The following is a 13972-nucleotide window of genomic DNA, read 5'->3' as shown; positions in this document are numbered from 1 at the left end:
CTCCACGATACCCGGGCGGCGACACTCCCGGGGTGCCTTACGCTGTGAGCGTGCCCAGCAAACCCCCGCTCGTCATCGGGCATCGCGGTGCTCCGGGCGTCCGTCCCGAGCACACCCGATCGTCCTATGCGCTCGCGCTCGCGATGGGGGTCGACGCGGTCGAGCCGGACGTGGTCGCCACCAAGGACGGCGTCCTGGTCGTGCGGCACGAGAACGAGATCTCCGGCACCACGGACGTCGCCGATCACCCGGAGTTCGCCGACCGCCGCACGACGCGGCGCGTGGACGGCGCCGCACTGACCGGCTGGTTCACGGAGGACTTCACCTGGGCCGAGCTGTCCACGCTGCGCTGCCGGGAACGGCTGCCGAAGCTCCGGGCATCCAGCGCCTCCTTCGACGGCACGGAGCCCATCCTGCGCCTGCGCGACGTCCTGGACCTCGTACGGGCGGCCGCGCACGAGCAGAACCGGACGATCGGCGTCGTGCTCGAGGTGAAGCACGCCACGCATTTCGCACGCATCGGACTCGACCTCGCGCCCCTCATCGCGCGGGAGCTGCGCGATGCCGGGTGGGCGGCGGGGGAGCTGCCGCTGATCGTGGAGAGCTTCGAGTCGACCGTGCTCGGGCAGCTCCGCGCTGCGGACGTCGACGCGAGTTTCGTCTACCTCATCGAGGCGGCCGGACAGCCGTACGACCTCTTCGTCGCCGAGGGGTCGAAGGCCCTGAGCTACCCGGAGACCGTGACCCCCGGGAATCTGGACCGCCTGGTCGGTCGGATCGACGGGATCAGCGTCGACAAGAAGATGCTCCTGGTGCCGGGCACGACGCTGGTCGCCGATGCGCACGCCCGCGGCCTGATCGTCTTCACGTGGACCTGCCGGCCGGAGAACGCCTTCCTCGCGGCGCCCTACCGCGGACCGGGAGGCAAGAGCGCGTTCGGGCACTACGAGGCGGAGTGGGGCGTGATCGCCCGGCAGGGCGTGGACGGCGTCTTCGTCGACCACCCCGATCTCGGCGTCGCGTTCTTCCGCGGCTGACCCGCCGGGGTCAGAGCGTGCGGTCGAACGCGCCCTGACGGGTGGAGACGATCTCCTTGCCGAGCGGCATGAGCGACACCGGGACCATCTTGAAGTCGGCGATGCCCATGGGGATGCCGATGATGGTGATGCACAGCGCCAGTCCCGACACGATGTGGCCGAGCGCCAGCCACCACCCCGCGAGGATGACCCAGAGCACGTTCCCGAGGAAAGACCCGACGCCGGCCGTCGGCTTGCTGACGACCTCGCGGCCGAACGGCCAGATGGCGTAGGCGGCGATGCGGAACGAGGCGATGGCCCACGGGATCGTGATGATCGGGATGCACAGCAGGAGGCCGGCCAGCACGTAGCCGAGGAAGAGCGCCCAGCCCGCGAGGATGACCCAGATGATGTTGAGGATCGTGCGCATACAGCGATTGTGTCACCCGCGGGGCGGCGCGGCTGGGCATCAGCCCGGAGGTCCCCGGCGCTCGCCCCCGGCGATGCCAGACTGACCGCATGACCGGAATAGTGGTGGACGACGTCAGCAGGGCGTTCGGGGACGTGCAGGCCGTGCGAGGGGCCACGCTGCGCGCAGAGGCGGGAAGGGTGACGGGCCTGGTGGGCCCGAACGGCGCGGGCAAGACGACGCTGCTCCTGATGCTCGCCTCGTTGCTCGCCCCCGACAGCGGCTCGATCCGCATCGGCGGCATCGACCCCGAAGCCGATCCGCTCGCCGCCCGTCGCGTGCTGGGGTGGATGCCGGATGCCCTCGGCGCCTGGCCCTCCCTTACCGCCCGCGAGACGATCGTGACCACGGCCCGGCTCTACGGGATCGACCGCGCGGACGCGGAGCGGCGGGCGCAGCACCTCCTCGGTCTCGTCGGCCTGGGGGAGCTCGCGGATTCCGCCGCGAAGGTGCTCTCCCGCGGGCAGAAGCAGAAGCTCGGCCTCGCCCGCGCTCTCGTCCACGACCCGCAGGTGCTGCTCCTCGACGAGCCGGCGTCGGGCCTCGACCCGGAGGCCCGCGTGCAGCTGCGGGTGCTGCTGCGCCGCTTCGCGGCCGAAGGACGCACGGTCCTCATCTCCAGCCACGTGCTCTCCGAGTTGGAAGAGGTCGTCGACGACGCCGTCTTCCTCGTCGGCGGGGCCGTCGTGGACGCCGCCCCGGCGCAGAGCACGGTCCGCGCCTGGCGGGTGCGGCTGGCCGGCGCGACCGCGGAGCGCCTGAACGCGGACACCTGGCAGGTCGCCTCGACTCTCGGGCTGGCTCCCGAGTCCCTCGCCGTGGACCGCGGCGCCGTCCTCGTCGGCTTCCCCGGGGAGGACGCCGCCGCCCGGTCGCTGCGTCTCCTCGTGGAGGCGGGGCTGCCCGTCGCGGAGTTCGCGCCCGCGCAGAGCGATCTGGAGCACACGTTCCTCGCACTCCGGCACCCGCAGCCGCCCGCGGGGTCGACCCCGCCGCCCCCGCCGCCTGCGGCACCCCACGGAACGGAGGCGGGAGCATGAGCCTCGCGAACATCGGCGTCATCGCCCGCCTCGAACTGACCCAGCGGCTGCGGAGCGTCGGCTGGTACGTGCTCCTCGGCGTCTTCGCGCTGGTGCTCCTCGGTGTCACCGGCCTGTCGTTCGCCGTGTACTCCTGGGGGGAGGACGTCGGGGCGGGCGTATCGTCCATCGTCGTCAACGTGGTCCTGCTGCTCGTCGTGCTCGTCTCGCCGACGCTCAGCGGCAACGCCATCAACGGCGACCGGGAGGCGGCCACGCTCGCGCCGATCCAGGTCACCGCGGCGTCGACCGGCGACATCATGCTGGGCAAGCTGCTCGCGGCGATCGCGACGGGCGGCGCGTTCCTCCTGGTGGCTGTCCCGTTCCTCGCGGCGTCGCTGCTGGCGGGCGGGACCGATCCGATCGTGCTGTTCGTGGCGCTGCTCATCCTCGCCGCCGAGATCGTCATCGTCGCCGCGATCGGCGTGGGGCTGAGCGGCCTCATCGCCCGCCCGCTGTTCTCGGTCGCGTCCACCTACCTCGTGGTCTCGGCACTCGTCATCGGCACGATCATCGTCTTCGCGCTCGGCGGCCTGGCCGTGCGCAGCGAGGCGACGAGCTACACCCGCCCCTACGACGACAACGGCAACGTGGACTGCGAGAGCTGGGAGGAGTACACGTACGAGGCGCCGCGGTTCGACCTCGTGTGGTGGGCGCTCGCCGCCAACCCGTTCGTCGTGCTCGCCGACGCGACCCCCACCGAGTTCAGCACGGACGGCTACCCGATCGACCTCTACGGGCAGATCAAGTTCGGCGTCCGCAGCGCGCAGCTCTCGCCGCTGGAGCAGCGCTGGGACGACTGCGACCCGGAGAGCGGTTCCCGGACGGCCGAGGAGGTGATCGACGAGACCGTGCCGAGCTGGTTCGTGGGGCTCGGCGTACAGGTCGTGCTCGCCGGGGCGCTGTTCGCGGGAGCATGGGCCCGCACACGGACGCCCGCGCGGCGGCTGCCGCCGGGCACCCGCATCGCCTGAGCGGAAGAGGGGGGATGCACGTGATGCGTCGAGCCGGTAGACAGGACACGCGGACCGACCGCCGCGACGGAAGGGCCGCATGAGCATCGCATTCCTCCTCACGACCCTGGTAGTCGTCGCGACTCCGGGAACCGGGGCGGTGTACTCGGTGGCGATCGGGATCTCCCAGGGGGCGAGGGCCGGCGTCGTCGCCGCCCTCGGCTGCACGCTGGGGGTCGTCCCGCATATGGTCGCCGCGATCACCGGTCTGGCCGCGATCCTGCACGCCTCCGCCGTCGCGTTCGAGGTCATCAAGTGGTTCGGGGTCGCCTACCTGCTGTACCTCGCGTGGCGGACGCTGCGGGACGCCTCGCTGATGCCGGCGGAGGAGGACACCGTGCCCGCGTCGTCGTGGCGGATCGTCCGCACCGCCGTCCTCCTCAACCTCCTGAACCCGAAGCTGACCATCTTCTTCTTCGCCTTCCTGCCGCAGTTCGTTCCCGCCGGAGGCGCGGGGGCCACCGCGCAGATGATCGTGCTGAGCCTGGTCTTCATGGCGGTCACCTTCGTCGTGTTCGCGGCTTATGGGATCTTCGCGGCGACCATGCGCACGCGCGTCCTCACCCGGCCGAAGGTGATGGCGTGGCTGCGGCGCTCGTTCGCGGCGACCTATGTGCTGCTGGCGGGGCGGCTGGCGCTCGAGACCCGGTAGCCGGGGACCTCGATGTCGGTGCCGCCGCCTAGACTCGAGAGGTCATGACCGAAGCCCCTCTCATCGTCCCCGGATCCGTCGGCCCGCAGTCCTCCGGCGCCCCCGCGCAGGACGACCTCCTCGCCGGCCTCAACCCCCAGCAGCTCGAGGCCGTGACGTATCGCGGCCCCGCGCTGCTCATCGTCGCCGGCGCCGGCTCGGGCAAGACGAGCGTGCTCACGCGCCGCATCGCCTCGCTCCTGCGCAGCCGCGAGGCCTGGCCGAGCCAGATCCTCGCCATCACCTTCACCAACAAGGCCGCCGGCGAGATGCGCGAGCGCGTCGAAGGGCTCATCGGCGACGCCGCGCGCGGCATGTGGATCTCCACGTTCCACTCCGCGTGCGTGCGCATCCTCCGCCGCGAGGCGCAGCAGTTCGGGTTCACGAAGAACTTCACCATCTACGACTCCGGAGATTCCCGCGCCCTCCTCAAGCGGCTGGTCAAGGAGCACGAGGCCGACGCCTACGGCCTCACCCCGGCGGCGGTCCAGGGGCGCATCTCCAAGCTCAAGAACGAGCTCTCCGACGCCGAGGCCTATGCCCGCCAGGCCAACATGAGCGACCCGGCCGAACGTGTCTTCGTCGAGGTCTTCGCCGACTACCAGCGGCAGCTCCAGAAGGCCAACGCCTTCGACTTCGACGACCTCATCGGCCAGACGGTCTACCTGTTCCGGGCGTTCCCTCAGGTCGCCGACACCTACCGCCGCCGGTTCCGCCACATCCTCGTCGACGAGTACCAGGACACCAACCACGCGCAGTACGCGCTCATCCACGAGCTCACCCGTCCGGTGTCCGGCGTCGGCGCGACACCGGAGCCGTATGCCGCCAACGGCATGATGATCTTCGAGCCCGACCCCGAGCCGGCACCGGGCGCCGGTGAGGCCGGGGCGTCGCTGACGGTGGTCGGCGACTCGGATCAGTCGATCTACGCCTTCCGCGGCGCGGACATCCGCAACATCAGCGAGTTCGAGCGCGACTTCCCGGGGGCGAAGGTCGTCCTCCTCGAGCAGAACTACCGCTCGACGCAGAACATCCTCTCCGCGGCGAACGCCGTCATCGGCAACAACTTCGACCGCAAGGACAAGAAGCTCTGGAGCGACCGCGGCGAGGGCGACAGGATCATCGGCTTCACCGGCTACTCGCAGCACGACGAGGCCCAGTTCGTCGCCGACGAGATCGAGGCCCTGCACCGCAAGGGCATGCCGTATTCGGAGATGGCCGTCTTCTACCGCACGAACTCGCAGTCCCGCGCGCTGGAGGAGATCTTCATCCGCTCAGCCGTGCCGTACAAGATCATGGGCGGCACCAAGTTCTACGAGCGCGCCGAGATCAAGGACGCCCTGGCCTATCTCGTGGCGGTCGCGAACCCCGCCGACGAGATGGCGGTCCGCCGTATCCTCAACAAGCCGCGGCGCGGCATCGGCGATGTCACCGAGACCGCGATCGCCCGTTTCGCCGAGGAGCACGGCATCTCCTTCCGCGATGCCCTGTCGCTGCCGGGCCAGCTCGGCGTCGGTCCGAAGATCCAGGCCGCCGTCGCCCAGCTCGACGCCGTGCTCGCCGAGGCGACGGCGATCATGCTCCCGCCGACGGGGGAGGTGCCGCCGCCCACCTCCGTGGCGGACGGGCTCAGCCTCCTGCTCTCCAAGAGCGGCTACCTCGACGCGCTGCGTGCCAGCCGCGATCCGCAGGACGAGGCCCGCGTGGAGAACCTCGACGAGTTCGTGGCCGTGACCCGCGACTTCGCGCGCAACAACCCCGAGGGCACCATCACCGACTTCCTCACCGAGGTCGCGCTGGTCTCCGACGCGGACGACCTCGACGATGAGTCCGGGTCGGTGTCTCTCATGACGATGCACACCGCCAAGGGCCTCGAGTACGACGCGGTCTTCGTCACCGGCGTGGAGGAAGACCTCATCCCGCACCGCATCTCGGCGGGAGAGCCCGGCGGCCCGCAGGAGGAGCGACGCCTGTTCTACGTGGGCATCACCCGCGCCCGCAAGCGCCTGCACCTGTCCCTGGCGATGACCCGCGCGCAGTTCGGCGAGGTGACGGTCGCCATGCCCAGCCGGTTCCTGCAGGAGATCCCGGCCTCCCTCATCGACTGGCGGCAGTCCCCGGGCGACGTGAACTCCCGCGGGGGCATGCAGTCGCGCGCGCTGAACGCCCGTCGCTCCGGGGGGTCCGGCGACCGCTTCGGCGTGAAGGCCCTGCCCCGCGACTCCCTCAAGCCGCTCTCGACGGCGATGGACAAGATCCCCAACCGCGTCACCGCCAAGATGCGCGACAACGGCGACCTCGAACTCGCCGCCGGAGACCGCATCCGGCACGACGACTTCGGCGAGGGGCGGGTCGACGCCGTCACCGGCGAAGGCGCCAAGCGCATCGCCCATGTCCGGTTCGACACGGCAGGGCAGAAGAAGCTGCTCATCAAGGTCGCCCCGATCCAGAAGCTCTGACGTCGCGACGGAGAGGGCGGGGAGACACGGTTAGGCTGGCTCCCATGGCCCTCTTCTCCCGCCGCAAGAAGTCCGGCGACGACGCCGTCGCTCCCGCCCCCTCCGCCGCTCCGGCCACCGAGAGCGAGGAGGACGCGAGCACGGCGACCGAGGAGTCGGAGGCGTCGACGGCCGAGGCGTCGCCCACCGTCGGCATCTCGGTGCAGGCGTTCCGCGGTGTCGGCGCCGAAGCCGGGCCCGAGGTCGCGCTTCCGGATCCGGAGGCCGCGGCGGCAGCCGCAGCGCCCGCTGCGGCGCCGACGCCGCCGAGCCCCACCGCGGAGTCCGCGGCACCGGCGGCCGAGCGGAAGCTCCCGCTCGCTCCCGCGCTCCCGCCCGAGCAGACCGAGACCGTGCCGGGAATGAAGGACAACGTCCTCCTGCGCGAGTCCCTGGCGCAGATCGAGGCGGGCGCGTCCAACGAGCAGCTTCTCGGGGTGCTCCGCCAGGCTCTTCAGGGGCACCTCTACATCCGCGTGAACGGCGATGCCCGCGCGCAGATCAGCGAGGGCAAGCCGCTGGCGGTCGCCGTGGTCCGCGACGGCGAGCGCCAGTTCATGCTGGCGTTCAGCTCGGCAGCCGCCGTCCGGGACTCCGTGCAGCTCGAAGCCGATCCGTCCGCGACCTCCGCTGTCGCCCAGCCGACGACCTCGGTCATGCAGCAGGTCGTCTCCGGCGACTTCGCGGGTCTCATCATCGACAACGCGTCCGCGCCGCATCGGGTGGTGTTTCCCACCGAACTCCTGCAGAAGACGCTCGAGCAGGCCGACGTCGACATGACCGTGAAGTCCCTGCTCGCGACGCCGCGGGAGCAGGACTCGCCCGCCAAGGTGGGCGAGGCTCTCGCCACGACGCGCATGTGGGTGGCCGTGAACGACGGATCCGGCACCGGCCAGGTCGGCATCGCCGAGGCTCAGACCGCCGACGGCCGCCGCTTCCTCCAGCTCTTCTCGCACCCGCTGGAGGTCATCGCACTCGGCCGGGGCGATCGCCCGCTGCCGTTCGAGCCTGACCAGCTCGCGAAGGTGCTGTCGAGCCACTCCGAGATGGCCGGCGTCATCATCGACTCCGCGGGGCCCTCCATGGTGGTGGAGCGCGACGCCCTCGCGCCGGTGCTCGTGCGCGCGGTGCGGATCGAGGACTGACGGCGCGCGCACCGGGGATCCGCCGGGGGTTCCGCGGGTCGTGACCGCCCCCTAGGGTCGGAGCATGGCCTCTGAACGCGTGACCCTGACCGTCGCCGACACCGACGGGGAGCGTGAGGTCGCGCTCTCCAGCCCGAACCGCGTCGTCTGGCCCGACCTCGGCATCACCAAGGCCGAGCTCGCCGAGTACGTGCAGCTCGTGTCGGTGCCGTTCCTCTCGGCGAACGGCAATCGGCCGGTGTCCCTGGAGCGCTTCCGCGACGGCGTGGGGGCCGCCGGGGGACCGCGGCCGGAGGGCTTCTTCTCGAAGAACCCGCCCAAGGGCACGCCGGACTTCGTCGATGCCGTCACGGTCACGTACAACAGCGGCCGCCGCCATCCCCAGATCGTCCTGAACCGCACCAGCGCGATCGTGTGGGCGGTGCAGATGAACACCATCGTCTTCCACCCCTGGGCGTCGCTGGCGACCGATTCCGACAACCCGGTCGAGCTGCGGATCGACCTCGACCCGCAGCCGGGGACGGGCTTCGCGGAGGCCGTCCCCGCGGCCCACGCCCTGCGGGAGGTGCTGCGAGAGGCCGGCCTGGAGGCGTTCGCGAAGACGAGCGGGAATCGCGGCCTGCACGTCTTCGCGCCGATCGAGCCCACCCACGAGTTCCTCGACGTGCGGCATGCCGTGATCGCCGCCGGCCGCGAGCTCGAGCGCCGGATGCCGGACCGGGTCACGACGAACTGGTGGAAGGAGGAGCGCGGCGAGCGCCTCTTCGTCGACTTCAATCAGGCCAACCGCGACCGCACGATGGCCGGTGCCTACAGTCCGCGTGCCCTCCCCGGTGCGACCGTCGCGACGCCCGTGCACTGGGAGGAGCTCGACGACCTCGACCCCCGCGCCTTCACGGTGCGCAGCGTCCCGCAGCGGCTGGCGGACCTCGGCGACCCGTGGGCCGACATGCAGGCGAAGCCCGGACGCATCGACACGCTGCTGGAGTGGTGGGAGCGCGACATGGCGGACGGGCTCGGAGAGCTGCCCTTCCCGCCGGAGTTCCCCAAGATGCCGGGAGAGCCGCCGCGCGTGCAGCCGAGCAAGAAGAACGCCGCGAACTGGGATGCCGACGGCAACCCCGTCGAGGACTGAGCGGGCTCAGCTCAGGACGTCGGCCAGGTCGTAGCCCTCGACGGTGTCGAGCTGGTCGTACGTGCAGGAGCGGGCGTCGCGGTCCGGCCGCCACCGCTCGAACTGCACGGTGTGACGGAAGCGGGTGCCCTCGAGCTGGTCGTACCGCACCTCCAGCACCCGCTCGGGTCGCAGCCGCACGAACGACACGTCCTTCGACCCGCTGAACCGCGACCGCTCGCCCTCGCCGGTCACCGCCGCGCCGTCCTCGTCGCGCTCGACCAGCGGCGCGAGCTCCTCCACGAGCTGCCTCCGCTTCGCGTCGCTCCATGCCGCGACGCCGCCGACCTGACGCAGGGTCCCGTCGGCGTCGTAGAGCCCGACGAGCAGCGACCCGACCCCGGTGCCGGACTTGTGGATGCGGTAGCCGAGGGCGACGACGTCAGCGGTCCGCGCGTGCTTGATCTTGAAGAGGGTGCGCTTCCCGGGTGCGTACGGCTGCGCCAGCGGCTTCGCCACGACGCCGTCGAGACCCGCGCCCTCGAACTCCTCGAGCCAGCGGACGGCGGCGTCCCGGTCGCGTGTGGTCCTGGTCAGGTGCAGCGGGTGCTCCACGGACTCCATGAGCGTCTCCAACCGGGCCCGCCGCGTCTCGAACGACTGGTCCCGCAGGTCGTCCTCGCCGGAGGCGAGCAAGTCGAAGGCGATGAACAGGGCCGGGGTCTCGACGGCGAGCTTCGCGACCCGGGAGGCGGCAGGGTGGATGCGCTGGCTCAGGGCCTCCCAGTCCAGACGCTGCGCACCGTGCGGACCCGTGGCCACGACGATCTCGCCGTCGAGCAGACAGGGCACCGGCAGCAGCTGCGGGATGGCGTCGACGAGCTCCGGGAAGTACCGCGTGAGGGGCTTCGCCCCGCGGGACCCGATCTCGACCGTCTCGCCGTCCCAGGCGATGAGCCCCCGGAACCCGTCCCACTTCGGCTCGTAGAGGAGCCCGCCCGGGGTCTTGTCGGGGTCGGGGACAGCCGCGACGGCCTTGGCGAGCATCGGGGCCGGGATCTCGTAGCGCATGCACCCATCCTGGACCGGGCGGCGAGCGGGGGAAAGAGCCGGGTCAGCCGAACAGGTCGTCCAGCTCGGCGGGCGTGCCGGCGTCGCGGAGCACGGTGTGCGCCGCGTGCCACCCGGCCATGCCGTTGACCGCGGGGCCGGGCGGAGTGGAGGCCGACGCGAGGTAGACGCCGCGCATCGGCGTCCGCCACGGGGCGGGGGAGAGGACGGGACGGCGCACGGCCTGACGTATGTCGAAGACGCCGCCGGAGATGTCGCCGCCGATCTCGGCCGGGTTGATCGCCTCGCGGGAGGCGGCCGGAACCGCGTGGTGGGCGAGGATCCGATCGCGGAACCCCGGCGCGAACCGCTCGACCTGCGCGGTGATGAGCGCGGTCGGGTCGAGGTCGGAGCCGTTCGGCACGTGGATGTACGCCCAGAGCACGGCCTTTCCGTCCGGGGCCCTGGTCGGGTCGAAGACCGACGGCTGGACGGCCAGGACGTAGGGGCGCTCGGACACATGGCCGACGGCGACCGCGTTCTCGCTGTTCCACACCTCGTCCCTCGTCCCGGCCACGTGCACGGTCGGTGCGCTCCGCACGAGCTCGTTGGTCCACGGGACCGGGCCGTCGAGCGCGAAGTCGACCTTGGCCGCCGCGGCGCCGTAGCGGTAGCCGCGGAGGGCGCGGGCGTACGACGCCGGGATGTCCGGGTGGGTGAGGGCGAGCCGGGGGGAGGTGTTGAGCAGGAGCACGTCGCCGCTGTCCGGGTCGCCCCAGTCCAGCGCTCCGAGATCGGCGATGCGGACCCCGGTCTCGATCGTGCCGCCGTGGGCGTCGAGATCGGCGACGAGGGCGTCGGCGATGGCCTGCGAGCCGCCGCGGGGATAGGGCCAACCGCCGGCATGGGCGAGCCCGGCGAGCAGCAGTCCGGCCGCGGCGCCGGCGAGCGTGGGCTGCGGGGAGTTCGCGTGCGCGACGACTCCGGCCATGAGCGCGGCCGCTTCCTCCGTGCGGAAGGCGGCGCGTGCCAGGGGAGTGCCCTGATCGAGCATGCGGATGGCGTAGCGCACGGCGGTGATCGGGTCGTGCGGGAGGCGAAGGAGCTGGTTCCCGGTGAAGTCCGTGACGCCGTCGATGTGGGTGCTGAGGGGACGGAGCCGGCGCCGCCACGCGTCCCCGTCGACGCCGAGCTCGGTGGCGGTGCGCTCGATGTCGCGCCAGGCGATGGCGGCACGGCCTCCGTCCAGCGGATGGGCGAACGAGATCTCGGGGCGGATCCACTCGATCCGCTCGTCGAGCCCGAACGCCTGGAAGAACGGCGAGGCGACGGCCGCGGGGTGGACGGCCGAGCAGACGTCATGGCGGAAGCCCGGGAGGGTGGCCTCCTGGGTGCGCAGACCGCCTCCGACCGTGTCCGCGGCCTCGAGCACGCGCACCCGATAGCCGGCGCGGGCCAGGGAGACGGCGGCGGCGAGGCCGTTCGGTCCGGATCCGATGATCGTCGCGAGTGCCATGCGGTCAGTCTCGCACGCGAGCCCCCGGTCGGCGGAGGGGGTTGCGCCGTGCGATCCTGGAAGGGATGAATGAAGTCCAGGGCCCGACCCCCGCCGGCACCTCCCGTCCGTACCGCTCGCTTCCCGAGGCGCTCCGCGCGCACCGCATCGATCCGGTGAACCATGCGTTCATCACCGAGATCGTCGATTCCGCGGGGGTGACCTCGCTGATCGATCGCGGTCGCTACATCGAGGCAATCCGCCGCGACGGGGCGGCGCTGCACATCGGCCGCACGTACACCAACGGCTTCACGGAGGACGAGGTCGTGACCGTCGGGTCCACCCGCCTCCGCCTGCAGCCCAGCGAGGGACGCGCGCCCTACTTCTACGTGACGCACCCGAGCGAGTTCGCCCCGCAGACCCCGGTCAAGGCCCAGCGCTCCACGACGCCGCGCACCCCCGCTGCCCCGCGCACCCCGGCGGCTCCGAAGCCCGTCGAGCGCGACTATGGCGTGTGCGACGTGTGCTTCATGGTGAAGACCCCCGCCGGCGGTTGCGGCTGCGACTGATGCGTGCCGGTTCCGCGCGCGGCGGCGTCTCCGTCCGCGAGGCGGAGTGGCCGCGGGATTCCGCGTTCGTCGGTGCCGCCGTGTCGACGTATCTCCGGCAGACCGAGCAGGAGAAGCACGACGTCCTGGGTGACCCCGCGGAGCCTGAGGGCGAGCTCCCCGAGCGGTACCGGCCGGAGGTGCGTGACCCCGCGACCGCATACGCCGGAGGACGGGTGCTCGTGGCGGAACTCGCCGGGGCTCCGGTCGGCGTGGTGATCGCCCTTCCGCATGCCGGGTACACCGAGATCAAGCGGCTCTGGGCGGATCCGGCGGTCCGCGGCCGAGGTGTCGGGTCCGCGCTGCTCGACGCCGTCCTGGCGGAGGCCGAGGGGACGGTGCGGCTGTCGGTCTGGGACTGGCGCGACGCCGCGATCCGGCTCTACACGTCCCGCGGCTTCCGCCCCGTCGACGCCTGGGACGACCGGGACCGCCTCCTCTGCTTCGAGTCGCGCACTTTGCTGCATCCGGCCGCCGAATGCAGCAAAGTGAGCGATTCGAAGGGCTAGGCGAAGGCGCTCATCCCGGTGATGTCGCGGCCGAGCAGCAGGGCCTGCACGGATTCGGTGCCCTCGTAGGTGTGGATGGCCTCGATGTCGGCCATGTGCTGCATGACGCCGTTCTCCAGGAGGATGCCGTTGCCGCCGAGGAGATCCCGCGCCGTCGCGGCGATCCGCCGGGCCGCCCGGGTGTTGTGGAACTTCGCGAGCGAGGCCTGCGTCGGCCGCAGGGCCCCCGCCTGCTCCAGATCCGCCATCCGGCGGCAGTAGAGCTGCATCGCCGTCAGATCCTCCAGCATGTGCGTGAGCCGCTCCTGCACCATCTGGAACTTCGCGAGGGGCTTGCCGAACTGCACGCGCTGCTTCGCGTAGGCCAGCGCCGCCTCGTAGCAGGCCGTCGCGTGACCCAGCGCCGACCAGGCGACCCCGGACCGGGTGGCGTACAGCACGGTCGAGGCGTCCTTGAAGCTCTTCGTCCCCGGCAGCACCGCGTCCCGCGGCACCCGCACGTCGTCCAGGCGGATGTGGGCCTGATGGATCGCGCGGAGGGAGGCCTTCCCGCGGATCACGGTGCCGGTGTATCCGGGGGTGTCCTGCTCGACGAGGAAGCACCGCACCGCCCCGTGCTCGACGGCGGACTCGTCGTCGACCCGCGCCCAGACGAACGTGATCCCGCCCGAGGCGCCGTTGCCGATCCACTTCTTGGCACCGCGGAGCACCCAGGAGTCCCCGTCGCGGCGGGCCACGGTCTCCAGCGAGACGGAGTCGGAGCCGTGGTCGGGCTCGGTCAGGGCGAAGGACCCGAGCACCGAGCCGTCGGCGAGTGCCGTGAGCCAGCGGTCCTGCTGAGCGGAGGAGCCGAACAGGGCGAGCGTCCGCAGCGCGAGGCCGCCCTGCACGGCGAGGATCGTGCCGAGGGAACCGTCGCCGCGGGAGATCTCCATGTTGACCAGGCCCGCGGCGAGCGGGGAGAGCCGGGTCAGCGCGGGGTGGTCGACGCCGTCGACGACGAGGTCCATCTCCCCCATGCGGCGTGCGGCGTCGAGCGGGTACTCGGCGCGGTCCCACGCCTCGGCCATCTGCGGGGCGACCTCGTCGACGTACGCCTTCGCGCGGTCCCAGGCTTCCCGGTCGGCGGCGGGGATGTCGGCGAAGACGGCGTAGTAGTCGCTGTCCTGCCGCCCGGTGACGTCGTAGGACGAGACGTGCTCGCCGGGGACGGGGGAGGCTTCAGTGCTCATGGGTGCTCCTTCGTGACACCAGGTATCGTACTCCTCGATACTCGGTATCACGA

The 13972-nt window shown here is 71.7% G+C and carries 13 protein-coding genes; 9 read left to right on the top strand and 4 right to left on the bottom strand.

What is annotated here, in order from left to right; genetic code table 11:
• The first annotated feature begins 50 nt into the window (after positions 1-50).
• Positions 51-1037, top strand: a complete 987-nt coding sequence (locus ACIQID_RS06725) for a glycerophosphodiester phosphodiesterase family protein (RefSeq protein WP_400283167.1) — start codon at positions 51-53, stop codon at positions 1035-1037.
• 10 nt (positions 1038-1047) lie between these two features.
• Here the strand turns inward: ACIQID_RS06725 and ACIQID_RS06720 are convergent, their stop codons facing one another.
• Positions 1048-1446, bottom strand: a complete 399-nt coding sequence (locus ACIQID_RS06720; RefSeq protein ID WP_060922036.1) for a YccF domain-containing protein — start codon at positions 1444-1446, stop codon at positions 1048-1050.
• A gap of 89 nt (positions 1447-1535) precedes the next feature.
• On the opposite strand from ACIQID_RS06720, the gene ACIQID_RS06715 reads away from it, so the two are divergent.
• The 6 genes from ACIQID_RS06715 (at position 1536) to ligD (ending at position 9046) form a co-directional block, all read left to right on the top strand.
• Positions 1536-2525, top strand: a complete 990-nt coding sequence (locus ACIQID_RS06715; RefSeq protein WP_400283163.1) for an ATP-binding cassette domain-containing protein — start codon at positions 1536-1538, stop codon at positions 2523-2525.
• Positions 2522-3538, top strand: a complete 1017-nt coding sequence (locus tag ACIQID_RS06710) for an ABC transporter permease (RefSeq protein WP_400283160.1) — start codon at positions 2522-2524, stop codon at positions 3536-3538. Before ACIQID_RS06715 ends, ACIQID_RS06710 begins: the two co-directional genes overlap by 4 nt.
• Before the next feature lie 79 nt (positions 3539-3617).
• Entirely contained in the window at positions 3618-4229 is a 612-nt protein-coding gene (locus tag ACIQID_RS06705; protein ID WP_312673465.1) for a LysE family translocator, read from the top strand.
• A 44-nt stretch (positions 4230-4273) separates the two neighbouring features.
• Positions 4274-6727: a UvrD-helicase domain-containing protein gene (locus ACIQID_RS06700; RefSeq protein ID WP_312673463.1), complete on the top strand. Its 2454-nt coding sequence runs from the start codon at positions 4274-4276 to the stop codon at positions 6725-6727.
• 44 nt (positions 6728-6771) lie between these two features.
• Positions 6772-7911, top strand: a complete 1140-nt coding sequence (locus ACIQID_RS06695) for an SseB family protein (RefSeq protein WP_400283156.1) — start codon at positions 6772-6774, stop codon at positions 7909-7911.
• 64 nt (positions 7912-7975) lie between these two features.
• A complete protein-coding gene (gene ligD, locus ACIQID_RS06690; protein WP_400283153.1) occupies positions 7976-9046 on the top strand; it encodes a non-homologous end-joining DNA ligase in 1071 nt (356 codons plus the stop codon).
• 6 nt (positions 9047-9052) lie between these two features.
• On the opposite strand, the gene ACIQID_RS06685 is transcribed toward ligD, so the two are convergent.
• Positions 9053-10096 (bottom strand): ATP-dependent DNA ligase, encoded by a 1044-nt coding sequence (locus ACIQID_RS06685; RefSeq protein ID WP_331202389.1) that lies wholly within the window; start codon positions 10094-10096, stop codon positions 9053-9055.
• A 43-nt stretch (positions 10097-10139) separates the two neighbouring features.
• Positions 10140-11591, bottom strand: coding sequence for an NAD(P)/FAD-dependent oxidoreductase (locus ACIQID_RS06680; RefSeq protein ID WP_331202390.1), 1452 nt, complete (start codon positions 11589-11591; stop codon positions 10140-10142).
• Between the two features lie 65 nt (positions 11592-11656).
• Here ACIQID_RS06680 and ACIQID_RS06675 point away from each other — a divergent pair, with 65 nt between their 5' ends.
• Both ACIQID_RS06675 and ACIQID_RS06670 read left to right on the top strand, forming a co-directional pair.
• The gene (locus tag ACIQID_RS06675; protein WP_400283149.1) at positions 11657-12139 is read left to right on the top strand and encodes a hypothetical protein; all 483 of its coding nucleotides are present in this window, start codon (positions 11657-11659) and stop codon (positions 12137-12139) included.
• Complete coding sequence (locus ACIQID_RS06670) at positions 12139-12687, top strand: GNAT family N-acetyltransferase (RefSeq protein ID WP_312673457.1); 549 nt, start codon at positions 12139-12141, stop codon at positions 12685-12687. Before ACIQID_RS06675 ends, ACIQID_RS06670 begins: the two co-directional genes overlap by 1 nt.
• Here ACIQID_RS06670 and ACIQID_RS06665 read toward each other — a convergent pair.
• A complete protein-coding gene (locus ACIQID_RS06665; protein WP_400283146.1) occupies positions 12684-13919 on the bottom strand; it encodes an acyl-CoA dehydrogenase family protein in 1236 nt (411 codons plus the stop codon). The two genes, ACIQID_RS06670 and ACIQID_RS06665, sit on opposite strands and share 4 nt — an antisense overlap.
• Between the last annotated feature and the right edge of the window lie 53 nt (positions 13920-13972).

It is taken from the genome of Microbacterium sp. NPDC091676 (assembly GCF_044756645.1).
GTDB classification, from domain to species: Bacteria; Actinomycetota; Actinomycetes; order Actinomycetales; family Microbacteriaceae; genus Microbacterium; species Microbacterium paraoxydans_D.
Note: the sequence above shows the minus strand (reverse complement) of the source record. Positions and strands in the feature narration are given on the sequence as shown.

Bases quoted from the DNA above. Each gene is read 5' to 3' on its own strand.
- ACIQID_RS06720 (WP_060922036.1), bottom strand. From the start codon at position 1,446: ATGCGCACGATCCTCAACATCATCTGGGTCATCCTCGCGGGCTGGGCG.
- ACIQID_RS06715 (WP_400283163.1), top strand. From the start codon at position 1,536: ATGACCGGAATAGTGGTGGACGACGTCAGCAGGGCGTTCGGGGACGTG.
- ACIQID_RS06710 (WP_400283160.1), top strand. From the start codon at position 2,522: ATGAGCCTCGCGAACATCGGCGTCATCGCCCGCCTCGAACTGACCCAG.
- ACIQID_RS06705 (WP_312673465.1), top strand. From the start codon at position 3,618: ATGAGCATCGCATTCCTCCTCACGACCCTGGTAGTCGTCGCGACTCCG.
- ACIQID_RS06700 (WP_312673463.1), top strand. From the start codon at position 4,274: ATGACCGAAGCCCCTCTCATCGTCCCCGGATCCGTCGGCCCGCAGTCC.
- ACIQID_RS06695 (WP_400283156.1), top strand. From the start codon at position 6,772: ATGGCCCTCTTCTCCCGCCGCAAGAAGTCCGGCGACGACGCCGTCGCT.
- ligD (WP_400283153.1), top strand. From the start codon at position 7,976: ATGGCCTCTGAACGCGTGACCCTGACCGTCGCCGACACCGACGGGGAG.
- ACIQID_RS06685 (WP_331202389.1), bottom strand. From the start codon at position 10,096: ATGCGCTACGAGATCCCGGCCCCGATGCTCGCCAAGGCCGTCGCGGCT.
- ACIQID_RS06680 (WP_331202390.1), bottom strand. From the start codon at position 11,591: ATGGCACTCGCGACGATCATCGGATCCGGACCGAACGGCCTCGCCGCC.
- ACIQID_RS06675 (WP_400283149.1), top strand. From the start codon at position 11,657: ATGAATGAAGTCCAGGGCCCGACCCCCGCCGGCACCTCCCGTCCGTAC.
- ACIQID_RS06670 (WP_312673457.1), top strand. From the start codon at position 12,139: ATGCGTGCCGGTTCCGCGCGCGGCGGCGTCTCCGTCCGCGAGGCGGAG.
- ACIQID_RS06665 (WP_400283146.1), bottom strand. From the start codon at position 13,919: ATGAGCACTGAAGCCTCCCCCGTCCCCGGCGAGCACGTCTCGTCCTAC.